Here is a 22,898-nt window from a genome sequence, read left to right on the forward strand (position 1 = left end):
CCGACGCTCAGGTTCTGCACACCGTCCAGCGCTGTCACGGTGAACGTGCCGCTCTGGGTCAGGGCCGGTGCATCCGGGCTGGTGCCATCGGCCAGGTGTGGCTCCCGGACGCTCAGCTCGCCGCCTTCAGTATCCAGCCCCTGGATGATCACCGGATCGTCGTTGTTATGGACCTGCAGCACCAGGTTGGCGGTGCTGGTATCGCCGTCGGCATCGGTCAGGGTGTAGGTGAAGGTTTCCGTGCCGCTGCCGCCGCCGTGCAACGCGACGAACTGCGGATCGCTGGTGTTCAACGTATAGGTGTACGACCCGTCGGCGTTGAGCACCAGGGTGCCGTAGGTGCCGGTGAACGTGCCGCCAATGATCGGCCCGCTGTCGGGGCCGGTGGGGATACGATCGGCCCCCTGATGGTCGTTGGGCAAGACGTTGCCGGTGAGGGTGACCAACGATTCCGACGCTGTGCTGACGTGGCTGTCGTCGATCGCCTGGGGCACATCGTCGGTGATATTGACGTCCAGGGTGCCGTTCGCGCTGTCACCGTCGTTGTCCACGGCCACGACCGGGAACTGTTCAGTGAGGGTATTGGGGCCGGCACCGGCAGGATGGGTTTCGTTGTCCGTGAGGGTGTAGCTGTAGCTGACGACACCGGTGGCGGGGTTGTAGCCCGTGATGGTCAGGGTGTTGCCCAGTGCCGTGGTGATCGATTGAGGAAAACCTGCCGGTACGCCGCCAGCGATGACGCTGATGCCCCCGATGCTCAGGCTGCTCAACCCGTCGGGGGCGTTGATGGTGAAGGTACCGCTTTGCACCAGCGCCGCCGGGTTGCTGGCCGAACCGTCGGACAGGCTGGCCTCGTCTGCCGTCAGCTCGCCGCCCTCCACGGTCAGCCCGTCGAGGGTCACCGGGTTATCAGGCGTCTCGGGGGTCACTGGGGGTACGGTTCCATCGTCACCGTCATCCGCATCCCCCGCCAGGCGCAGCAGAGGAAATTCGGGAATCCCGTTGAATCCCGCCGTAGGGAATCCGATGCTCGGGTCAACCGCCCCGCCCACCTCTTCCAGCAGCACAAAACTGTGCCCGCCCCCAAGGCCGCCCGGGGCATTGCCAGCACCGGGGCCGGCCGCCGTGGCTTCGCCGGTCTGGGTCGGGTCGGCACCGGCGGCGATGGCTTGTTGCAGCTTCTGCACATCGGTCAGTTGCGCATCACTCGGTGCCGCGGCCTCAGGCGTCTCGACGCCAGGCGCCTGCCGGGCCAGCAACTGCGAGGTCAGGGTCAGGTCGCTTTCACGTCCGAGGGTCAACTCCTGGCCATTGGCAAGCTGCACGGCCACGGCCCCCTCGGCTCCGGTCACCAGATGCTCACCGGCATACAGTCGATCTCCCTCCACCAGCGGGCGTCGCAGGCCCCCGGTCGCTTGCGCGAAAACCTGCCCGATTACCTTGCTGACGGTACCGATGAGCGCTGCCATGTGCATTCCTCCGTTGCCTACCCGCGGTCGGCATGTCTGGGTGAAGAAGCGATGCCTGATGAGCCCCCGGAAAATCTGGAAAATCTGCCAGGTTTCACAGGATTCGAAGGGCTAGCTCTTTGCCATAATGACAAAAAACCGTCGCAAAACATCACCCTTCATTCCGCTCTTTCGACCACTTCCCCACGTCGTTCAAAAATTTCCATGGAACTTTTATTGACGCCTAAAAGCCGTCAGAACCCGCATTTTCAAAGGCTTTCGCTTTGAACAATGTGCCGCTTTTTTCCAAGCACATAAGTTTTTTTCGGAATAAGCGCTATGAGAAATTCTTCTTAGGTTTCTCGCAGGATGTTCTTAGCTGTGTTGTTACAAGGTTGAAACGGTTTTGATCTTAAATACGTCAAGATTTTGGCGACACAGAAGCACAACAGACCTCAGGAGATGCACCCCATGCGCGTTCTATCCCCCCTCTGCAGCGCGGTTTTGCTGGCCATGGCCTGCTCTTCTCACGCCCAGGCCATGTCATTGACCGAAGCGATCCAGAGCACTATCGCGACCCATCCGGAACTGGCCCAACGAGTGGACAGCCGTCTGTCGGCCAATGAAGACGTCAAGGTCGCCAGGGGGGGCTTTTTCCCGTCGGTGGATTTGAATGCCGGCTACGGCCGGGGCTACAGCGACAACCCCAGCACTCGGGGACAAGGCGACCACCACACCAATGTCCTGACTTACACACAGTCGGAGTTGCGCCTGCGGCAGATGCTCTTTGACGGTTTCAACACCACCAACGAAGTGGAACGCACCAAAGGCGTGGTCAACTCCCGCGCCTATTACGCCCAGGGCACCGCCCAGGATCTGGCCCTGCGCACCATCGAGGTCTATCTGGAAGTGCTCAAGCGCCGCGAACTGGTGACCCTGGCCAAGAACAACCTGCAAGCCCACCTGCGAGTCAACGACCAGATCGGCCTGCGCACCGAGCGCGGGGTGGGCAGCACCGCCGATTCCGACCAGTCCAATGCCCGCCGCGCCCTGGCGGAAAACAACTACGACACCGCCCAGGTAGACCTGGCCGACGCCGAGGCGAACTTCTACAGCGTGGTCGGACGCATGCCCGACGAGCTGGAAACGCCCCCCTCGACCCGGGGCGAGATCCCCGCAGACCTGCGCCAGGCCCAGCAAAGCATGGTGGAGAACAACCCGTACCTGAAATCGGCCCAGGCCGACATACAGTCCGCCCAGAGCCAGTACGAGTCGGCCAAGTCGCCGTTCTACCCACGTTTCGACGCCGAAGCGGCGGTGGGTGCCAATAACAACATCGGTGGCGAAGAAGGCCATGACAACAACTGGCGGGTCGGCGTGGTGATGAACTACAACCTGTTCCGCGGCGGTAGCGACAAGGCACGCCTGGCCTCCAACTCCCATCAGATCAACCAGGCCATGGACATCCGCAACAACGCCCTGCGCCAGCTCAACGAAGACACGCGCCTGGCCTGGAACGCGATGAACAATGCCCGCAAGCAGACCCCCACCGCCCGGGAATACGCCGACACCACCGCCCGCGTACGCGCCGCGTACCAGGACCAGTTCGGGCTGGGCCAGCGGACCCTGCTCGACCTGCTCGACAGCGAGAACGAGCTGTACAACGCCAATCGCCGCTACACCGAAGTCCGGTACACCGAGGAGTACTCGATGTACCGCGTGCTGGCGAACATGGGCGTGCTGTTGAGCAAGCAGCGGGTGGTACTGCCCGCCGACGCCGTCGCCCAGACCGAGGTCAAGAACGAAGCGCGACTGCCTGAACTGAAGTAGTCCCGGGGGAACGATCACCATGACCAGCATGGCACCCGCAACACCCAGCGCCGATCCGCGCCTGAATGTCGATGACCCATTGCTGGATGGTCTGCTGATCCTTTGCAAACTCCATGGCGCGGCAGTCAGTCGCGCCAGCCTCAGCGCCGGGCTTCCAATGGCGCACCAACGGCTGAGCCCGGACCTGCTGCCACGCGCGGCGGCCCGGGCCGGTTTGCAGGCGCGGGTGCTGCGCCGCAAGCTGGCCGAGATTTCCCCCCTCAACCTGCCGGTGATGCTGATCCTGGCCGGTGGCCGTTGTGCGGTGCTGCGGCGTTGGCGCGAAGATGGCCAGGCGCTGATCCTGCCCAGCGAAGCCGATGGCGGCGAACAATGGGTCAGTGGCGAGGAACTGGCCCTCGATTACAGTGGCCAGGCCCTATTCGCGCGGCCGCGACATGAACTCGAGGATTTGCGCGCGCCACTGGTGCCGAGGGTCGAGGCCTGGTTTCGCGACACCCTCAAGTTGTCCCGCTGGCTGTACAGCGACGCGATCCTGGCGAGCCTGCTCATCAACCTGCTGGGGCTGATGGTGCCGTTGTTCGTCATGCAGACCTACGATCGCGTGGTGCCGAACCAGGCGACCTCCACATTATGGGTGCTGGCCGTAGGGCTGTTGATCGGCACTGGCTTCGAACTGGTGCTGCGGGTCGTACGCGCCCACCTGCTGGACGCCGCCGGCAAGAAGACCGACGTGATTCTTTCCGCCACCCTGTTCGAACGCATCACCGGCATGGCGATGAAGGCCCGGCCGGTGACCATCGGCGGATTCGCCCAGAGCATCCACGACTTCCAGGGCCTGCGGGAATTTCTCACGGCCGTCACCTTGACCAGCCTGATCGACCTGCCCTTCGCCTTGCTGATGCTGGTGGTGATCGGCCTGCTGGGTGGATGGCTGGTGGTGATTCCGGTGGTGGCCTTTCCGATCACCATCGTCTTCGCGATGATCATCCAGGCGCGCCTGAGCGATACCGTACAGAAAAGCCTGGCCCTGGGCGCGCAGCGCCAGGCCTTGTTGATCGAAACCCTCGGCGGTTTGGAAACCCTCAAGGCCTGCAGCGCCGAAAGCGAGCGCCAGCATCAATGGGAAAGCACCCATGGCGCCCTCACCCGCCTGGACAGCCATGCGCGCAACCTCTCGGCCCTGGCCACCAACGGCACCCTGTTCCTGCAACAGCTGGCCGGCATGACCACCATCGTCGCCGGGGTCTACAGCATCATTGCCGGCAACCTCAGCGTCGGCGCGCTGGTGGCGACCTACATGCTGGGCAGCCGGGTGCTGGCGCCACTGGGACAGATCGCCGGGTTGATCACCCGCTACCAGCAGGCCCGGCTCACCATGCGCAGCACCGACGCCTTGATGGCCTTGCCCCAGGAGCGCGAAGCCGGGCAGCGACCGCTGGACCGCACCCAATTGCAGGGCGCGCTGGACGTCAACGGCGTGACGTTCCACTACAACGGTCAGGACACCCCGGCGCTGGCACACGTGAGTTTCAGCCTCAAGCCCGGTGAGCGGGTCGCAATCATCGGGCGCAGCGGCTCGGGCAAAAGCACCCTGGCACGCCTGGTGATGGGGTTCTATGCGCCCCAGGAGGGCCAGCTGTTGCTCGATGGCCTGGACCTGCGGCAGCTGGATGTCGCCGACCTGCGCCAACAGATCGGCTATGTCGCCCATGACCTGCCGTTGCTGGCCGGCAGCCTGCGGGACAACCTCACCCTCGGCGCCCGCTATGTCAGCGACGCGCGCATGCTGGAAGTGGCGGAACTGACCGGTGTCACCGAACTGGCCCGCCAGCATCCCCAAGGCTTCGACCGGCCGGTGGGCGAACGTGGCCAGTTGCTGTCCGGTGGCCAACGCCAAGCCGTGCTGCTGGCCCGGGCCTTGTTGCTCGACCCGCCGATCCTGCTGCTGGACGAACCCACCAGCGCCATGGACAACAGCAGCGAAGACGTCCTGCGGCAGAAGCTTCACACCCATGTACAGGGCAAGACGGTGCTGCTGGTCACTCACCGCACTTCGATGCTGAGCCTGGTGGACCGGTTGGTGGTCTTGGACAACGGACGGATCGTGGCGGATGGGCCGAAGGACGCAGTCATCGATGCCTTGCGCAAGGGACGGGTAGGCTCTGCGGCGGTTTAAGCGCAATACCGCTCCCACACAAGCTCGCTCTCACGGGTTCTTGGTTCGGCTTTATTTTCTCTCACTGACGGGTATCGCCCCATGTCTGCTCAAACACCGGATTCAGCCGCCCGAAGCTACTTCGGCAGTTTCAGCAAAAGCGCCGAAAGCGAGTTCATGTCGGAAACCGCAGGCGCCGCGCTGCAGGACTCGCCCCGCCGTTTGCGCATTACCGTGTGGCTGGCCGCCGGGCTGATCGTCGCCGCGCTGGTGTGGGCCAGGCTTGCGGTCCTGCAGGAAGTCACGACCGGTGAAGGCAAGGCGATTCCATCGAGCAAGGTGCAAGTGATCCAGAACCTGGAGGGCGGTATCGTCAGCGAGATCTTCGTGCGCGAAGGCCAGATGGTGAACAAGGGCGATACCCTGCTGCGCCTGGACGACACGCGTTATCTGTCGAACAAGGGCGAAAGCGAGGCCGACCGGTATGCCTTGATGGCCCAGGTCGAGCGCCTGTCGGCGGAGGCCGAGGGCCGGCCGCTGCAGATGTCCGCCGAGGTGACTGGCAAGGCCCCGCAAGTGGCCGAGGATGAGCGCTCCCTGCACGAACAACGCCAGCGGCGCCTGGCCAGTGAACAACGGACCCTGACCGAACAACTGCGCCAGAAGACCCAGGAGCTGGCGGAGTTCCGCTCCAAGCAGAGCCAGTTCAGCTCAGCCCTGAGCCTGCTGCAGGAGGAAATGAACATGTCCGCGCCGCTGGTGCGCACCGGGGCGGTTTCACCGGTGGAAATCCTGCGGCTCAAGCGCAGCGCGGTGGAGATCCGCGGCTCGCTCAACGCCACCACCCTGGCGATTCCCCGGGCGGAATCGGCGATCAACGAGATCAAGAGCAAGATCGACGAATCGGAACAGACCTTCCGTTCCGAGGCGGCCAAGGAGCTCAACGAAAAACGCACCGAGCTGTCGAAAATCACCGCGTCGAGCATCGCCATCGACGACCGCGTGACCCGAACCACCGTGGTCTCGCCGGTGCATGGGGTGATCAAGCAACTCAAGGTGAACACCATCGGCGGCGTGGTGCAGCCGGGTAGCGACATGGTGGAAATCGTGCCTCTGGAGGACAACCTGCTGATCGAAGCCAAGGTCCGCCCGCAGGACGTGGCCTTCCTGCACCCTGGGCAGAAAGCCATGGTCAAGTTCAGCGCCTACGACTACACGATCTACGGCGGGCTGAGCGCCAGGCTCGAACTGATCGGTGCCGACACCATCACCGACGACAAGGGCAACAGCTTCTACCTGATCCAGGTGCGTACCGACAAAAACCACTTGGGCGGGGATGCCAAGCCGCTGCTGATCATTCCGGGAATGGTGGCGACGGTGGATATCATTACCGGCGAGAAAAGTGTTCTGGATTACTTGCTCAAGCCGGTGCTGAAGGCCAGGACTGAGGCGATGCGGGAGCGGTAGTTTCTGGCTGGGATTTCATCGACAGGGCTACCGCTATCGCGAGCCTGCTCGCGATGAGGCCAGTAAAAACCGCCACTATTTTCGGACATGGTTACGCTGGAAAACCTCCTCCCCCATCGCCGCAATCTGCCCCTCGATCAACGCCTCGAACGGCCTGAGCAACGGCTCGAAACTGTTCGGTGCTTCAAGCACCTGCAACGCCTGGACAATCGCCTCCACCGTCGACAACGCTCCCGGCCCCGGCGCCTTGCGCAGGCGATAACGGGACACGCCGCCTTCGGCCAGGGTCACCCTCGGCAGCGCCGCCAGCAACGGATTGAGGTGCAGCAACTTGCGCGCCTTGCGCCAGGTGCCATCCGGGACGACCAGCAGGATCGGCTCATCGGACGGGGTGCAGGTCTGCAACGGTAGCGCCTCGTCGCCAGGAAACAACAGCCGCGCCTGATAACCCGGTTGATTGAGCAGCCGTGGCAAATCCTCGAACACCTCACCCACCATCAGCTCGGCATTGGTCAGCCCCAGCGCCGCCAGCCGCGCGGTGTTCAGGGCGTGGTTCACTTCGCTGGGATGCTGCAACAACAACACCCGGGTACGGCTGTCGAGACTGGGGATCAACGGGCACAGGCAATGGCTCTGCGGCCGCTGGCACCGTGGGCAATGGATTCTGGGCATCGGCACCTCAGGCCTGGTTCAACTGCGCCTTGAGCAGGTCGCGGAATGTCTGGATCAGCGGCTCGCGACTGCGGCCACGGCGCATGATCATCGAAAACGGTGCCTGGTAGCCGAACGTGGCCGGCAACAGCACCCGCAGGTCACCCTTGTCGACCCAGGCCTGGGCATAGTGTTCGGGCAGGTAACCGATGTAGGCGCCGGACAGCACCAGGATCAGTTGCGCCTCCATGCTTTCCACCGTCGCCGCACTGTGCTTGAAGCCGTGGCGGGCCAGTTCTGCCTGGCTCCAGTAACCACGCCCCACCATGCGCTGCTGGGTGATGAGTTGTTCGGGAATGCGCCGCTCGCTGAACAGCGGGTGACGGCTGCTGCAGTACAACCAGTGTTGTTCGCGGTACAGCGGCATGTAGACCAGCCCGCTCATGCGCGTGGAAAACGCACCGATGGCCAGGTCCAGGCGATTGTCCTGGACCCCGAGTTGCAGCTCGTAGGGACTCATGACCGACAGATGCAGGTGCACCGCCGGGTGTTCCTGGCTGTAGGCACCGATGGCTTCGGCGAACGGCAGGGCCTTGTCACTGACGGTGGAGTCGATCACCCCCAGGTTCAGCGTGCCGCGCAACTCGCCTTTCAGCGCGGCGGCATATTGCTCGAAACCTTCGAGCTCACCCAGCAGGCGCAGGGTTTCCTGATGGAACAGCTCCCCCTTGCTGGTCAGGCTGAACCCACCCCGGCCACGGTGACAGAGCACCAGGCCCAGGGCCGATTCGAGCTGGCTCATGTAGGTGCTGATGGCCGATGTGGACAAGTTGAGCTCATGCTGCGCGTTGGCGAACCCCTGGTGCCGGACCACGCTGACAAAAATGCGCAGCAGTTTCAGGTCGGGTAAAGCGTTGGCCATCGGATGTCTCCATACAGGCGGGTCACTGCAAACTTTGTGGCGAGGGGATTTCGCTGGGCGAGAGTCTATCGCCCTGCCCCGCATTAGTTTAGAAAAATCTGAACTAAGTATTTGCCACCAGCGATTTTTCCCCACGCACGCTTTTCGCAGAATCGGCCCCCGATAACTAAAACAAACGATGAGGCCCTAGCCGTGGACAAGATTCTTCACCAACCACTGGGCGGCAACGAAATGCCGCGCTTCGGCGGCATCGCTACCATGATGCGACTGCCCCACGTGCCCACCGCCGCCGGCCTGGACGCTGCTTTCGTCGGTGTACCGCTGGACATCGGCACCTCCCTGCGCGCCGGTACCCGTTTCGGGCCCCGGGAGATCCGCGCCGAATCCGTGATGATCCGCCCCTACAACATGGCCACCGGCGCCGCGCCGTTCGATTCGCTGTCGGTGGCCGATATCGGCGACGTGGCGATCAACACGTTCAATCTGCTGGATGCCGTGCGAATCATCGAGCAGTCCTATCACAAGATCCTCGAACACAACGTCATTCCCCTGACCCTGGGCGGCGACCACACCATCACCCTGCCGATCCTGCGGGCCATCCACAAGAAACACGGCAAGGTCGGCCTGGTCCATATCGATGCCCATGCCGATGTGAACGACCACATGTTCGGCGAGAAAATCGCCCACGGCACCACCTTCCGCCGAGCAGTGGAAGAAGGCCTGCTGGATTGCGACCGCGTGGTACAGATCGGCCTGCGGGCCCAGGGCTATACCGCCGACGATTTCAACTGGAGCCGTCGCCAGGGTTTCCGGGTGGTCCAGGCCGAAGAGTGCTGGCACCATTCCCTGGCACCGCTGATGGCCGAGGTCCGCGAAAAAGTCGGCGGCGGCCCGGTGTACCTGAGCTTCGACATCGATGGCATCGACCCGGCCTGGGCGCCGGGTACCGGTACTCCGGAAATCGGTGGCCTGACCACCATCCAGGCGATCGAGATCGTGCGCGGTTGCCAGGGCCTCGACCTGGTGGGTTGTGACCTGGTGGAGGTCTCGCCGCCCTACGACACCACCGGCAACACCTCGCTGTTGGGCGCCAACCTGCTGTACGAGATGCTCTGCGTACTGCCTGGCGTGGCTCATCGCTGAGGTTGCCATGAACGAACGGGAGCAAGTGCTCGAGGCCGCCGCGCAGCTGGTGGCGGCCTTCGCCCGCAATGACCGCGACGCTTACTTCGGCGCCTTCACAGCCGATGCGAGCTTCGTGTTCCACACCCTCGAACAGCCCCTGCTGTCGCGCGATGCCTACCAGGCATTGTGGGATCGCTGGCGGTCCGAGGATGGCTTCGAGGTGCTCTCATGCACCTCGAGCAACGCCTTCGTCAGCCTGCAAGGAGACGTGGCGGTGTTTATCCATGACGTGGCCACCGAGCTGCGCATGCAAGGGGAGCGACACTTTAGCCAGGAACGCGAAACCATCCTGTTCCGCCGACAGGACGGACACCTACAAGAACAACAGGGCCTATGGCTGGCCTGTCACGAACATTTATCCGCCATGCCGGAAGGGCTGCCACCCCCTTAGCCAAACAGGCAGCGCTCACATCCGATGAGCGCGCCTCGATGATCGGAGCAGATCATGAATAACAATAACGATAAAAGCCTTACGCAAATCGAAACCTACGGGGTCGAGCAGATCCCGGACCATGAACGCACCGCCGGTCCGGGGGATCTGTTTCGACTGATCTTCGGCGGCGCCAATACCTTCGCCACCGCTGTGCTCGGCAGCTTCCCGGTGTTGTTCGGACTTTCGTTCCAGGCCGGGGTCTGGGCCATCGTGCTGGGGGTGTTGCTGGGCGCGATCATCCTCGCACCGATGGGCCTGTTCGGCCCGCTCAACGGCACCAACAACGCCGTTTCCTCCGGCGCACATTTTGGCGTGCACGGGCGGATCGTCGGTTCGTTCCTGTCGTTGCTGACGGCCATTGCGTTTTTCTCTCTGTCGGTATGGAGCTCGGGGGATGCGTTGATCGGCGGCGCCAAGCGCCTGGTGGGCGTACCGGAAACCGACCTGAGCCTGGGACTGGCCTACGGCCTCTTCGCCCTGCTGGTGTTGACAGTGTGCATCTACGGCTTCCGCTTCATGCTGTGGGTCAACCGCATCGCGGTATGGGCGGCCAGCCTGCTGTTCCTGCTGGGCATCGTCGCCTTCGCCCCAACCTTCGACAGCCAGTACGCCGGCACGGTTGCCCTTGGCCAAGCGGGCTTCTGGGCGGCGTTCATCGGCGCGGCGCTGGTGGCCATGAGCAACCCGATCTCCTTCGGCGCGTTCCTGGGCGACTGGTCGCGCTACATTCCCCGCAATACGCCCAAGCGCCGCATCATGCTGGCAGTGATCGCCGCGCAGCTTGCCACGCTGATCCCGTTCCTGTTCGGCCTCGTCACCGCCACCATCGTGGCGGTCAAGGCGCCGGACTACATCGCGTCCAACAACTACGTGGGCGGCCTGCTGGCGGTGTCGCCGGGCTGGTTCTTCCTGCCGGTGTGCCTGATCGCGGTGATCGGCGGCATGTCCACCGGCACGACATCCCTGTATGGCACCGGGCTGGACATGTCCAGCGTGTTTCCGCGGGTGCTGTCGCGGGTCAAGGCGACGCTGCTGATCGGTGTGCTGTCGATTGCCTTCATCTTCATCGGACGCTTCGCTGCGAACCTGGTGCAGAGCGTGTCCACCTTCGCCGTGCTGATCATCACCTGCACCACCCCATGGATGGTGATCATGATCATCGGCCTGGTGGTGCGCCGCGGCTTCTACTGCCCGGATGACCTGCAAGTGTTCACCCGGGGCGAAACCGGCGGACGCTACTGGTTCACCCATGGCTGGAACTGGCGCGGCCTGGGCGCATGGATTCCCAGCGCACTGGTGGGGTTGTGCTTCGTCAACCTGCCTGGACAGTTCGTCGGGCCCCTGGGCGAGCTGGCCGGTGGTATCGACATCAGCCTGCCGGTGACCCTCGGCCTGGCCTCGGTGGTGTACCTGGCGTTGCTGGGACTGTTTCCGGAACCGGCGGCGGTGTATGGGCCGGATGATCCGCGTGGCAAGGGTTTGGAGCCCGACACCGCGGAGTCGGGCCCCGAACCTGTGGCGAGGGGATTCGTACCGGCTGGAGCGCGAAGCGGTCCCACCCCCTGATACCTCGGTGTACCAGACAGATCGAATCGACTGTTCCGGGAGGGCTGCTTCGCAGCCCAGCGGGGCGGTGCGACGTTTCGCTAAACCTCCTCGCTACCAGGGCATGACTCATCCCGACTTTCTTATAAAAAATACAACCGGAGACACGCCACCATGGCTTTGGATTTAATCGTCGTTCTCATTTACGCCGCCGGCATGATCGCCCTGGGCTGGTACGGCATGCGCCGCGCCAGGACCCGTGACGACTATCTGGTTGCCGGTCGCAACCTCGGCCCGGGCTTTTACCTGGGCACCATGGCCGCCACGGTATTGGGCGGCGCGTCCACCATCGGTACCGTGCGCCTGGGTTATGTCCATGGGATTTCCGGCTTCTGGCTGTGCGGCGCCATCGGCCTGGGCATCGTCGGCCTGAGCCTGTTCCTGGCCAAGCCGTTGCTCAAGCTGAAGATCTACACCGTCACCCAGGTGCTGGAGCGTCGCTACAATCCGGCGGCGCGGCACGCCAGCGCGGTGATCATGCTGGTGTACGCACTGATGATCGGCGCCACGTCCACCATCGCCATCGGTACCGTGATGCAGGTGCTGTTCGGCCTGCCCTTCTGGGCTTCGATCCTGGTGGGCGGCGGCGTGGTGGTGTTGTATTCCACCATCGGCGGCATGTGGTCCCTGACCCTCACCGACATCGTGCAATTTCTGATCATGACCGTTGGCCTGGTGTTCCTGTTGATGCCGATGTCCATCGTCGATGCGGGTGGCTGGGACGCCATGGTAGCCAAGCTACCGGCCAGCTACTTCGATTTCACCGCCATTGGCTGGGACACCATCGTCACCTACTTCCTGATCTATTTCTTCGGCATCTTCATCGGCCAGGATATCTGGCAGCGGGTGTTCACCGCCCGCAGCGAAGGCGTGGCGAAGGTGGCCGGTACCGCCGCCGGCCTGTACTGCGTGCTGTACGGCCTGGCCGGCGCCCTGATCGGCATGGCCGCCAAGGTGCTGCTGCCGGACCTGGAGAACGTCAACAACGCCTTTGCCAGCGTCGTCCAGACCAGCCTGCCCAACGGTATCCGCGGGCTGGTGGTGGCCGCCGCGCTGGCGGCACTGATGTCCACCGCGGCGGCGGGGTTGCTCGCAGCCTCCACCACCGTGGTCCAGGACCTGCTGCCACGCCTGCGCCAGGGACGTGAAGGCGGCAGCGCCGATGTCCACGAAAACCGCATCGCGACGCTGTTGATGGGCGTGGTCGTGCTGGGCATCGCCCTGGTGGTCAGCGACGTGATCAGCGCCCTGACCCTGGCCTATAACCTGTTGGTAGGCGGCATGCTGATCCCGTTGATCGGCGCGATCTACTGGAAACGCGCCACCACCGCCGGCGCGATCACCAGCATGTCCCTGGGCTTCGTGACAGCGCTGTTCTTCATGTTCAAGGACGGCCTGGATGCCAATACGCCGATCTATTACAGCCTGGGCGTGGCGCTGGTGAGCTTTGTGCTGGTGAGCCTGTTGTCGCCACGGCCGAAGGTAGTGGCCAAGGCGGTTTGACCGCCAACGCTCGACAATGAGATCCCTGTGGGAGCGAGCCTGCTCGCGATGACGGCAGTACATTCAACAAAAATGCCGGTCCACCGCTATCGCGAGCAAGCTCGCTCCCACAGGTTCTGTCTTCAGAAATAAAAAGATCGCAGTTCCGGGCCATCTCACTTGAATGGTCCGGAACTGCGATCTCTCCAGGCTCGGCGATGTATTTACCGACGACGCGGCTGGCGGCGGCGTTGCTCATCATCGGTGCGGATCGGAACCGGTTGCAGGGGTGGCTCGATCAAACCGAGTGCGACACCCAGGTCATGAAGCCAGTTCTGGATTTTCTCTTTCATCGTGGTGCCCCCTCAGGGTGGTGCGAGCGGCAGATTTCTGTGGCCCCTTCGCACTGATAATAGTCCGATGTGCTACGCAATGCTCGTCACATATTGCAATGATCTGTTACTGGATTGATCCAAATCCGCTGCCGGTAGTTCAAGCCGATTGAGCCTCCCTCCTGGCCACTGGCGGCCAGGCTCGCTGTTGCAGTTCGATCCAGGCGTTGAGGTTCGCCCCGACCATCCCTTTTCGCCACATCAACCAGGTCGTTGCGCTGGCAAACGGCTCGGCCAGCGGGTGCACTGCCACCTGTTCGCGCCCCGGCAGGCTGGCCAGCATCGACTCGGACATCAGCGCCACGCCGGAGCCGGCAATCACGCATGCCAGCATCCCCTGGTAAGACTCGATCTCCATCGCCCTGCCCATGGTCGCATGGTCGTGGGCAAACCAGGCCTCCAGACGCATCCGATACGAGCAACCCCGTCGGAACGTGAAGACCGAACGGCCTTGTACATCCAGCGCACTGCGCACCGGCGGGTGATCGGCCTCGCTGATCAGCACCAGCCGTTCATCGCACAACGGCACACCGTCCAGCCCCGCCAGTTCCAGCGGGCCATCCACCAGCGCAGCATCGAGGCGGCCGGTCAGCAGGCCTTCGAGCAACTCACCGCTGGGCCCCGATTGCACCTGCAGGTTCACTGCCGGATACGTCCGGTGGTAGGTGGCCAACAGGTCCGGCAGGTAAATCGCCGCAGTGCTGTACATCGTACCCAGGACAAAATCCCCGGCCGGCTGCCCCCCTTGCACGGCAGCATGGGCTTCGTCATGCAAGGCAAACAGCTTGTTCGCATAGTCCAGCAGGACTTTTCCCGCGGGTGACAGCTGCAAACGCTGCCGTTCGCGCCGGAACAGATCCACCCCCAATTGCTCTTCCAACTGCCTCAGCCGAGTCGATAGATTCGACGGCACCCGATGCATGCGCTCGGCGGCCCGGGTGATGGAGCCCTCCTCGGCCACGGCCTGGAAGATCCGCAATTGGCTGAACTCCATGACATTCTCCAAAAAAGAACAAGTTACTCACTATTATTCAATTTTATTGAAAGTCAATCGATCCTAGCCTGACGGTCATTCGCCTCGATACCGGAGAACGACCATGTCGCCCTTTATCCGCCTGCTGGCCAGCTTCATTGCCCTGATGATGGCCATGGGCATCGGCCGCTTCGCCCTTACGCCCCAGTTACCTCATTTGATCGGCGAAGGACAGGTCGACTTGACTGCCGCCGGTCTGATTGCCGCCGCCAACTACCTGGGTTATTTCGTCGGCGCCCTGGACGCGATGTTCGCTCGTCGTCCGGAGCAGGTACGGCGGCGTTTACTCGGTGGGCTGTGGCTGTGCGTGCTGCTGACCCTGGCATCCTGCTGGGCCTGGGGATTCTGGCCGCACCTGGCGCTGCGTTTTGGCACCGGTGTCGCCAGTGCCTGGGCGCTGGTGATGATCACCGCGCTGAGCCAACCCCTGGCAGCCGCGGCGGGACGACCACGGCTTGGCGCGCTGGTGTTCGCCGGGCCGGGCCTGGGAATCTTCCTTACCGGCTTGCTGGCCCTGGGCTCCAACCTGTTGGGCCAGACATCCGCGACCTTGTGGCTGGTGTACGCCGGTGTGGCGCTGGTCATGCTGTTGGTGATCCTGCCGATCCTGCCGCAACCCAGCCCAACCGCGACTGTCGTGGCCCCGGCCAGCCCGTCGTCGCCCCCGGGCATCGCCCGGCTCGGCGTGGTGTACGCGTTGTACGGCGTGGGTTACATCATTCCCGCGACGTTCCTGTCGCAAATGGCCTCGGCACGGTTCCAAGGGCAATGGCAAGCCGATCTGTTCTGGCCCTGCTTCGGCCTCGCCGCCGCTATCGGTGTGTTGTTGGTGAGCCTGCGCCGGCCCGCGCCAAACACCACCGGCCGCTGGTTGATCGGTACCTTGTGGCTGCAGGCTGCCGGTGTGTTTGCCTGCCTGTTGGGCAGCGGACCGGGGCTGGCGTTGGGAGTGATCCTGTGCGGCACGCCGTTCCTGGCCTGCATGCAACTGGTGATGTTGCGCTCCCGGGAACTGGCGCCCCATGCCACCCAACGCAACGCCGGTCTGTTGACCGCCTGTTTTGCCATGGGCCAACTCAGCGGGCCGTTGCTGGCGGCGTTGAGCAGTCATTTCAGCGGTGGCCTGCAGCCGGCGCTGATCATCGCCGGCAGCGGCCTGGTGCTGGCCGGAGCACTGTTGTTACGGCCCGCCAGCCAGGCCGCCCGAGTGCCCTGCACCCAGAGCGCCCTGCGTTGATCAGGCTTGCCCGGCGGCGCTGAACGAGGGTTTCAGATGTGTGCTCAGCTCGCGCCGGGCCAGGGCGAAATACAACACGCCCCCCAGGAAGCAACCGGTGAACCAGGCGAAGTTGGCCATCGGCTGCAACATCGGGGTGAAGGTGATCGCCACGCCCATCAGCGTCGCAGGGATCAAGGCCTTGACCGCCGTCCAGTTGATGCCGCCGCTGTAGTAATAGCGCCCGCTCGGCCCGTCGTTGAACAGCGCATCCACATCGATCTGCTGTTTCTTGATCAGGTAGTAATCCACCAGCAGGATGCCGAACAGCGGCCCGATGAACGCCGCCAGCACGTCCAGGGTGTAGTGGATCACTTCAGGGTTGTTGAACAGGTTCCAGGGCGTGATGAAGACCGATGCCACCGCCGCGATCATGCCGCCGGCGCGCCAGCTGACCTTGCTGGGCGCGACGTTGGCGAAGTCAAAGGCCGGGGACACGAAGTTGGCCACGATATTGATACCGATGGTGGCCGTCACGAAGGCGAAGGCCCCCAGCAGGACCGCCACATCGTTGTCGATGCGCGCCACGGTAGCGATCGGGTCATGGAGCATTTCACCGAACACCGGCAAGGTGCCGGAAACGATCACCACGGTCACCAGCGAGAAGGCCAGGAAATTCACCGGCAGGCCCCAGAAGTTGCCTCGGCGCACGTCAGACATGCTCCGGCAATAGCGGCTGAAATCACCGAAGTTCAGGGTTGGGCCAGAAAAGTACGACACCACCAGGGCCGTCGCGACGATCACCTGGCCGAACGCCTGCCAGCCGGACAAGGACTTTTCCGCCAGGGTGAAACTGATGTTGCTCCAACCGGCCTTCCAGACGATCCAGCCGGCCAGCAGGAACATCACCGCGTAGACCACTGGCCCGGCCCAGTCGATGAAACGCCGGATCGATTCCATCCCGGCCCAGAATACCAAGGCCTGAACGCACCACAGGCTGAGGAAACCGAACCAACCGAGGTAGGACAGACCGACAAAATGCGACGTTGCGTAGACTTCCATCGACGGAAAGAACCGCAGCACCACGATGATCAGGGCGCTGGAGGCCAGATAGGTCTGGATGCCGTACCAGGCCACCGCGATCAACCCGCGGATGACGGCAGGAATGTTCGCGCCGAACACGCCGAACGCCAAACGACAGATCACCGGATACGGCACCGCCGCCTGTTGGCTCGGCCGGGCTACCAGATTGGCGATCAACTGCACGATACAGATCCCGCCCAGCAAGGCGATAAGCACCTGCCAACTGGCCAGGCCCAACGCGAACAGGCTGGCGGCGAAAACGTAGCCGCCGACGCTGTGCACATCGCTCATCCAGAACGCGAAGACGTTGTACCAATTCCATTTCTGCGGCAGCGGGCCCAGGTCCGCGTTATAGAGACGGGGGCTGTAGCCGGTGGGCAATTGCTCGGACATTGCGGGGCTCCTTTTTTATGAAACCGGGCCCCCGAATAAACTGTTCACCATACTGCGCACGGGAGCCGGCATGGTTTGTATACGAAGCTCCACGCAGAATGCGTGCCATAGGGATTGAATATGAGACAAACCGCGGTGTGCGGCCAGGTTCAAGGCAAGCAAAAAGCTGCCAAGCGCCCACGAACAGGGCGTGAATGCATGCTAAAGGTGCAAAATTTTGTATACACGAGGTGGCTGAACAGCACCTCTGTGGTGAGGGGATTTATTCCCTCACCACCGGGTTCTCACCTATAAGCAAAGGGTTCAGCTCAGCTCGATACGATCGGGATGAATGACGATCTGCCCATTCTTGTACAACGCACCAATGGCTTTCTTGAAGTTGCCCTTGCTCACGCCAAACAGGCTGCTGATCAGCGCTGGGTCGCTCTTGTCGCTCACGGCCAGCGTGCCGTTGTTTTCACGCAGCTTGGCCAGAATCTTCGCATTCAGACTGGTGGCGGCTTCCTGGCCCACCGGCTGCAGGCTCAGGCTGATCTTGCCGTCCGGGCGGACTTCCTTGATGAAGCCCTTTTCCTGTTTGCCGGCCCGCATGAACTTGAAGATTTCGTTCTTGTGGATCAAGCCCCAATGCTTGTTATTGATGATGGCCTTGAACCCCATGTCGGTGGCTTCGGCGACCAATAAATCCACTTCCTGGCCGGGCTTGTAGTTGGCCGGCGTCTTGTCCAGATAACGGTCCAGGCGCGCCGTGGCAGTGATGCGGCGAGTGTGCTTGTCGAGGTATACATGCACCACGCAGTAATCCCCGGCGCTCATCTGGCGCTTTTCTTCCGAGAACGGCAACAGCAGGTCCTTGGGCAGTCCCCAGTCAAGGAACACGCCGATGCTATTGACTTCAACCACTTTCAGGCTGGCGAATTCCCCCACCTGGACTTTGGGCTTTTCCGTAGTCGCGATCAGTTTGTCGTCACTGTCCAGATAAACGAAAACATTCAGCCAATCTTCATCTTCAGTGGGAATATCCTTGGGGATATAACGGTTGGGCAACAGAATTTCGCCATCGGCACCGCCGTCCAGATATAAACCGAAGTTAGTGTGTTTAACCACTTGCAAACTGTTGTAGCGCCCGACTAAAGCCATTTCCAATACCCTCATTGCGTGGGCGGCATTCTACCTGTTTTTACCGGTCGATTCGTGGATGCTGGCGGGCCTGCTGAAAAAGACCTGCGCAAGCCTTGATTTTCCTGGGGTTTCGACCTGAGCAGGGCCATTCGTCAGACAATTGATGGCTGTTGCAAGCGTCTGGCCTCGCTTGTCCGACGATATATTTTGCGCACGGTTGTTATTTAAAACAGGAGGTTAGGCGTTTGATCACGGTATGAATCCGCCTTCGTGTCTGCCGTTGCCGGGATATTTGGCGCAAATATCAGCCAAGCAATGGCCAGGTATTTCCTGTACGATGCCTGGCCCAATTAATTATCTACAGGTTAATGGCCGCCATGCGCGTAAAAGCATCCAACAGCAAAGCAAAGCCAGCTCCAGCCGTTGAAACCAGCGAGTCGATCAACGACCAGATCGCTGCATTCCTCAAGTCCGGCGGCGAAATCCAGCAAATTGCCAAAGGCGTCAGCGGCCAGACCTTCGGCCCGTCCAAGCAGATCAGCCTGGGCAAGAAATAATCCCCGCACCGCCTGGTCCCAAAGCGCTTTGAGCTTCGAAGCGCTTGGACTGGAAGTCTTTTCTCCCCCTCGATAAGTAAAAATCGACGAACGGCCTTCGATGCCGGGTATTCGTCGGTATGCTTGCGCCTCTCTATTTCAAGTGTTCCAGCTTGAATGCTCCTCGCTATTCATGGAGTGAAGCATGCGTATTCCCAATGCCCTGCTGATGATCGGCCTGCTGATCGGCCCCCTTGCCCATGGGCAGGTTTTCCAGCGCGAGCTCGGCGACTTCGACCTCAAGCTCGGCACCACGCCCAGCCGCAGCATGGCCCAGGGCCTCGTCACCCCTTCGAGCACCGGTTCGTTCCATGGTGGCCTGGACCTGAGCCATGACAGTGGCTGGTACTTCGGCCAGTGGTCCCCCAGCGCCGGGCTGACCCCATCCACCAACCTCGAAGTCGATTCCTACCTGGGCTTCAAACAGCCTTTCGACCAGACCCTGGGCTACGAAGTCGGCCTTATCCACTACAGCTACCCCACGGTCGACACCCTCGACAGCCAGGAGCTCTACGGCGGCCTGACCGTGCTGGGCAGCCGTTTCGGCGCGGCGTTGAGCAACGACCCGGACAAACAGAACAGCACCCTGTTCGCCGACCTGGGTGGCAACGTGCCGTTCGGCATCGGCATCAGTGCCAAATACACGACCCACCAGCTCAACACACCCGTTTCCGTGGGAGATGGCTACGTAGGCAGTTTCAGCGACTGGTCGCTGAAAATCTCCCGTCCTTGGCGAGGCATCGACCTGGACCTAATCTACAGCGACTCCAGCCTCAGCGGCAGCGGTTGCTCGGCCTATTCCGGCCACAACAGCGAATGCGACGGGTTGGTGACCCTGAAAATGGCCCATCCATTTTACTAAGCGTTACGCTTTAATCGGCTGAACTGCCGCGCGCCTGCCATGCTCAAACAAGACACCTGATGGCTTCGCAAGGACTCGCCCATGTCGCGCTGGTTGACCCGCACCGCCATGTTCATCGCCCTGTTGCTGACACTCACCGCCTGTAGCCGTATCGGGCTGGCCTATCGCAACCTCGACCTGATCATCCCTTGGACGCTCAACGATTACCTGGAAATCAACGGCGAGCAAAAGGACTGGTTCAACGAGCGCCTCAAGGAGCACCTGAGCTGGCATTGCACCACGCAACTGCCCGGTTACCTCGATTGGCTGGATCGCTTGAAGACCATGGTGCAGACCGATCAGGTCACCGACGAAGCCCTGCAGCAACGCACCCGGGAAGCGAAGGCCGCCATCGCCGAAACCGCCCGGGCGATCACCCCGTCGGCCATCGAATTGCTGCAGGGGTTGAACGACGACCAGGTCGCAGACATGGACGCCGCGTTTATCAAGGACCAGCGTAAACGCCAGCAGCAGTACCTCAAGCCGACCTTGCAACAGCAGATCCAGGAACGCAGCGAACGCATGGAAAAGCGCCTGAACGACTGGCTCGGTCCCCTCAACATCGCCCAGCGCCAGCGGGTGGTGGCCTGGTCCACCGCCCTGGGCGACCAGAACCAGCAGTGGATCGCCAATCGCGCCCATTGGCAAAACCAGTTCAGCGCCGCCGTGGCCCAGCGGCACAGCCCGGACTTTGCAAAACGCATCGAGCAATTGCTGGTGGACCGCGAGAGCCTGTGGACACCGGCCTACCGTGAGGCCTATAACAAAACCGAAGCCCAGGCCCGCAGCCTGCTGATCGACCTGATGGCCGACAGCACGCCGCCCCAGCGCGAACGGCTGTTGAAGAAAATCGACGGAGTGAAAAAAGACTTCAGCGATTTGAAGTGCCTGAAGGCTGCACGATCTTGAAACCACTGAAGATTCAACGTGGGAGATCAAACGCGGGAGCGAGCTTGCTCGCGATAGCGATCGAACAGGCAATACATCCGTTGAATGCCAGAGCGCCTATCGCGAGCAAGCTCGCTCCCACAAGGTTTGTGCCTGGTTCCTAGGCAATCTGCGCCTTCGAAGCCAAGTCATCAAACGTAAACTCATCCAGCGCATCTTCCTGCTCATCCAGTACTTGGCGCGGATGGTCATTACCAGGGATGCTGCTGTCGATCAGGCTCAGCAACCGCGAGCCACGGGGCGTCAGCACGAAATTCTCACCGTTGCCGCCCTCCTCCTCCGGCCGGGGTTCGATGAAGCCCCGCTCCAGCAACACCTTCTCATACTCCCCGGCGACCGCTTTCAGATGATCGAGGTTCTCGATCTCCTCGCCCGCAGCCGCTTTCTGCGCCGCGTACTGCTCCGCATAAGGCCGGGGGGTGAAGCTGTGGCCGGCGCCGTTCTGCACTTCGTGCAACAACTTTTCGATCAAGTCCCAGTTATAAGTCGTCATCCTGGTCCATCCTCTGAAGAGTGAGATGCCTACTCAAGGTGTGACCGAGACGCTACGTCACCGTTCAGCCGGGGTTCCGGGCGGGTCATTTCACACGCCGACCAACGGTCTGTCGAATCCGGCCAGGGCCAAACGACCACTTGCTGAAGCGCCTTTGCCTACAGGAGAAATCGCCATGAACGTAGAAAATCATCCCGTCGTCTCGCGCGAAGAATGGCTCACCGCCCGCCGCGAACACCTGGCCCACGAAAAAGCCTTCACCCGCGAACGGGACAAACTCAGCGCCGAACGCCGCGCCCTGCCCTGGGTCAAGATCGACAAACCCTACCGCTTCCAGGGCCCCCATGGCGAACTGAGCCTGGCCGACCTGTTCGGCGGCCGCAGCCAACTGATCGTCTATCACTTCATGTTCGGCCCCGGCTGGGAAGAAGGCTGCCAGGGCTGCTCGTTCCTGTCCGACCACATCGACGGCGCCAACCAGCACCTGGCCCATCACGACGTCGCGGTGGTCGCCGTTTCCCGCGCCCCCTTCGCTGAATTCCAACCTTTCAAACGCCGCATGGGCTGGGCCTTCGACTGGGTCTCTTCAAACGGCTGCGACTTCAACTACGACTTCGGTGTCAGCTTCAAAGCCGAAGACACCGCCAGTGGCAAAGCCACCTACAACTATGAAAAGACCGACACCACCGAAGGCGAACTCCCCGGCCTGAGCGTCTTCTATCGCAACGAAGCTGGCGATATCTTCCATACCTACTCCACGTATGCCCGCGGCCTCGACATCCTGGTCGGCACCTATAACTTCCTCGACCTGACCCCCAAGGGCCGCAACGAAGACGAGATCATGGATTGGGTGCGGCATCACGATAAGTATGACAGGGCCAAGCCGGGTGGCTGCTGCCACAGCTGAAATTCAAGGCGCCGCTTTTTTCCTGACCAGAGCTTGCAAAAGGTCCTACGTAAAGCTCGGAAAGCGGTGGCTTGTGGGCCTGGAACGGGTCGCCCTATAGTCCTCAAGTCGCCCGAATGGCGGCCAGGTTTGGCGACCTGACAACGAGATGCAAAAGCGATCTGCTTGTTTGCAGGCGCTCCCGCATCCGCGATACTGCCCCACTCATGGCAGTTGTATGCGGGAGGCCTTCGGGTCTGCCGGTACCTCGTTCCGGTTCGCCAACCTGCGTACAACTGCCACCTTTTTCGTTTGGCGACGATTCAGTTGGTAGCTCTCACTTACCTAACGAGGCTACAACCATGAATAGATACATGCCCATCACCGGCATCGACTGCACCCCCGCTACCCTGCTCATCGACACCGAAGCCCCCCTCGACGTCCTCTTCGAAACCGCCGACTACCGCATCCGCACCGTGACCCAGGTACTGGAAAACATTGCCTTTCGTTCGGATATCGACTCGGAGACGGTGGTGCTGACCGACTTCTGCAAGATGCTGACGATAGCGCTGCGTGATGGGTGTGATGTGATGGATGTGATTGGGAGGCGGTTGCGGGTGCAGGCTGGGGAATAATTGGAACGGGCGGCCGCCG

The 22,898-nt window shown here is 62.1% G+C and carries 22 protein-coding genes; 14 read left to right on the top strand and 8 right to left on the bottom strand.

Features of this window, described 5'->3' with window-relative positions; translation table 11 throughout:
- On the bottom strand, positions 1-1,469 hold a 1,469-nt coding region (locus BT179_RS25775), incomplete at its 3' end, for a retention module-containing protein (protein ID WP_143148731.1).
- A gap of 51 nt (positions 1,470-1,520) precedes the next feature.
- Between BT179_RS25775 and BT179_RS26660 the strand changes: the two genes are divergently transcribed.
- From BT179_RS26660 to BT179_RS25790, 4 genes are all read left to right on the top strand, one after another.
- On the top strand, positions 1,521-1,736 hold the full coding sequence (locus BT179_RS26660) for a hypothetical protein (protein WP_143148732.1): 216 nt from the start codon (positions 1,521-1,523) through the stop codon (positions 1,734-1,736).
- Between the two features lie 183 nt (positions 1,737-1,919).
- Positions 1,920-3,278, top strand: coding sequence for a TolC family outer membrane protein (locus tag BT179_RS25780; RefSeq protein ID WP_053154814.1), 1,359 nt, complete (start codon positions 1,920-1,922; stop codon positions 3,276-3,278).
- A gap of 19 nt (positions 3,279-3,297) precedes the next feature.
- Complete coding sequence (locus BT179_RS25785) at positions 3,298-5,457, top strand: type I secretion system permease/ATPase (protein WP_072399190.1); 2,160 nt, start codon at positions 3,298-3,300, stop codon at positions 5,455-5,457.
- Positions 5,458-5,538: 81 nt separating this feature from the next.
- Positions 5,539-6,903: an HlyD family type I secretion periplasmic adaptor subunit gene (locus BT179_RS25790; protein WP_072432316.1), complete on the top strand. Its 1,365-nt coding sequence runs from the start codon at positions 5,539-5,541 to the stop codon at positions 6,901-6,903.
- Between the two features lie 75 nt (positions 6,904-6,978).
- Here BT179_RS25790 and BT179_RS25795 read toward each other — a convergent pair whose 3' ends face one another.
- Together BT179_RS25795 and BT179_RS25800 are read right to left on the bottom strand one after the other, a co-directional pair.
- Positions 6,979-7,575 carry a tRNA-uridine aminocarboxypropyltransferase gene (locus tag BT179_RS25795; RefSeq protein ID WP_072432317.1) on the bottom strand — a complete coding sequence of 199 codons (597 nt, stop codon included), beginning with the start codon at positions 7,573-7,575 and terminating at the stop codon, positions 6,979-6,981.
- A gap of 7 nt (positions 7,576-7,582) precedes the next feature.
- Complete coding sequence (locus BT179_RS25800; protein WP_072399184.1) at positions 7,583-8,476, bottom strand: LysR family transcriptional regulator; 894 nt, start codon at positions 8,474-8,476, stop codon at positions 7,583-7,585.
- A 192-nt stretch (positions 8,477-8,668) separates the two neighbouring features.
- Between BT179_RS25800 and speB the strand changes: the two genes are divergently transcribed.
- The 4 genes from speB to BT179_RS25820 all read left to right on the top strand — a co-directional run bounded on the left by speB (position 8,669) and on the right by BT179_RS25820 (position 13,202).
- Positions 8,669-9,619, top strand: a complete 951-nt coding sequence (speB, locus tag BT179_RS25805) for an agmatinase (RefSeq protein WP_072399182.1) — start codon at positions 8,669-8,671, stop codon at positions 9,617-9,619.
- A 7-nt stretch (positions 9,620-9,626) separates the two neighbouring features.
- Positions 9,627-10,052 (top strand): YybH family protein, encoded by a 426-nt coding sequence (locus BT179_RS25810; RefSeq protein ID WP_072432318.1) that lies wholly within the window; start codon positions 9,627-9,629, stop codon positions 10,050-10,052.
- 51 nt (positions 10,053-10,103) lie between these two features.
- The gene (locus BT179_RS25815; protein WP_256343867.1) at positions 10,104-11,660 is read left to right on the top strand and encodes a purine-cytosine permease family protein; all 1,557 of its coding nucleotides are present in this window, start codon (positions 10,104-10,106) and stop codon (positions 11,658-11,660) included.
- Between the two features lie 153 nt (positions 11,661-11,813).
- The gene (locus BT179_RS25820) at positions 11,814-13,202 is read left to right on the top strand and encodes a sodium:solute symporter family protein (protein ID WP_072432320.1); all 1,389 of its coding nucleotides are present in this window, start codon (positions 11,814-11,816) and stop codon (positions 13,200-13,202) included.
- A 203-nt stretch (positions 13,203-13,405) separates the two neighbouring features.
- On the opposite strand, the gene BT179_RS27075 is transcribed toward BT179_RS25820, so the two are convergent.
- The gene (locus BT179_RS27075) at positions 13,406-13,534 is read right to left on the bottom strand and encodes a PA1414 family protein (protein WP_003184145.1); all 129 of its coding nucleotides are present in this window, start codon (positions 13,532-13,534) and stop codon (positions 13,406-13,408) included.
- A gap of 139 nt (positions 13,535-13,673) precedes the next feature.
- The gene (locus BT179_RS25825) at positions 13,674-14,567 is read right to left on the bottom strand and encodes a putrescine utilization regulator PtrR (RefSeq protein WP_072399174.1); all 894 of its coding nucleotides are present in this window, start codon (positions 14,565-14,567) and stop codon (positions 13,674-13,676) included.
- A 103-nt stretch (positions 14,568-14,670) separates the two neighbouring features.
- Between BT179_RS25825 and BT179_RS25830 the strand changes: the two genes are divergently transcribed.
- A complete protein-coding gene (locus BT179_RS25830) occupies positions 14,671-15,843 on the top strand; it encodes an MFS transporter (protein WP_072432321.1) in 1,173 nt (390 codons plus the stop codon).
- On the opposite strand, the gene BT179_RS25835 is transcribed toward BT179_RS25830, so the two are convergent.
- Both BT179_RS25835 and BT179_RS25840 read right to left on the bottom strand, forming a co-directional pair.
- The gene (locus BT179_RS25835) at positions 15,844-17,298 is read right to left on the bottom strand and encodes an NCS1 family nucleobase:cation symporter-1 (protein ID WP_072432322.1); all 1,455 of its coding nucleotides are present in this window, start codon (positions 17,296-17,298) and stop codon (positions 15,844-15,846) included.
- Between the two features lie 303 nt (positions 17,299-17,601).
- The gene (locus tag BT179_RS25840) at positions 17,602-18,438 is read right to left on the bottom strand and encodes a CvfB family protein (RefSeq protein ID WP_072399167.1); all 837 of its coding nucleotides are present in this window, start codon (positions 18,436-18,438) and stop codon (positions 17,602-17,604) included.
- Between the two features lie 350 nt (positions 18,439-18,788).
- Between BT179_RS25840 and BT179_RS25845 the strand changes: the two genes are divergently transcribed.
- The 3 genes from BT179_RS25845 (at position 18,789) to BT179_RS25855 (ending at position 20,826) form a co-directional block, all read left to right on the top strand.
- Positions 18,789-18,977, top strand: a complete 189-nt coding sequence (locus BT179_RS25845) for a hypothetical protein (protein ID WP_016702300.1) — start codon at positions 18,789-18,791, stop codon at positions 18,975-18,977.
- A gap of 184 nt (positions 18,978-19,161) precedes the next feature.
- Complete coding sequence (locus BT179_RS25850; protein WP_072432323.1) at positions 19,162-19,878, top strand: TorF family putative porin; 717 nt, start codon at positions 19,162-19,164, stop codon at positions 19,876-19,878.
- Between the two features lie 81 nt (positions 19,879-19,959).
- Entirely contained in the window at positions 19,960-20,826 is an 867-nt protein-coding gene (locus BT179_RS25855) for a DUF6279 family lipoprotein (protein WP_072432324.1), read from the top strand.
- A 139-nt stretch (positions 20,827-20,965) separates the two neighbouring features.
- Here BT179_RS25855 and BT179_RS25860 read toward each other — a convergent pair whose 3' ends face one another.
- Positions 20,966-21,358, bottom strand: coding sequence for a transcriptional regulator (locus tag BT179_RS25860; RefSeq protein ID WP_072399162.1), 393 nt, complete (start codon positions 21,356-21,358; stop codon positions 20,966-20,968).
- Positions 21,359-21,533: 175 nt separating this feature from the next.
- Here BT179_RS25860 and BT179_RS25865 point away from each other — a divergent pair, with 175 nt between their 5' ends.
- Both BT179_RS25865 and BT179_RS25870 read left to right on the top strand, forming a co-directional pair.
- Complete coding sequence (locus BT179_RS25865) at positions 21,534-22,265, top strand: DUF899 domain-containing protein (RefSeq protein ID WP_072432325.1); 732 nt, start codon at positions 21,534-21,536, stop codon at positions 22,263-22,265.
- A gap of 341 nt (positions 22,266-22,606) precedes the next feature.
- The gene (locus BT179_RS25870) at positions 22,607-22,879 is read left to right on the top strand and encodes a hypothetical protein (protein WP_072432326.1); all 273 of its coding nucleotides are present in this window, start codon (positions 22,607-22,609) and stop codon (positions 22,877-22,879) included.
- Positions 22,880-22,898: the final 19 nt, after the last annotated feature.

It is taken from the genome of Pseudomonas sp. NFACC43 (assembly GCF_900119645.1).
In the GTDB taxonomy this organism is placed as follows: domain Bacteria; phylum Pseudomonadota; class Gammaproteobacteria; order Pseudomonadales; family Pseudomonadaceae; genus Aquipseudomonas.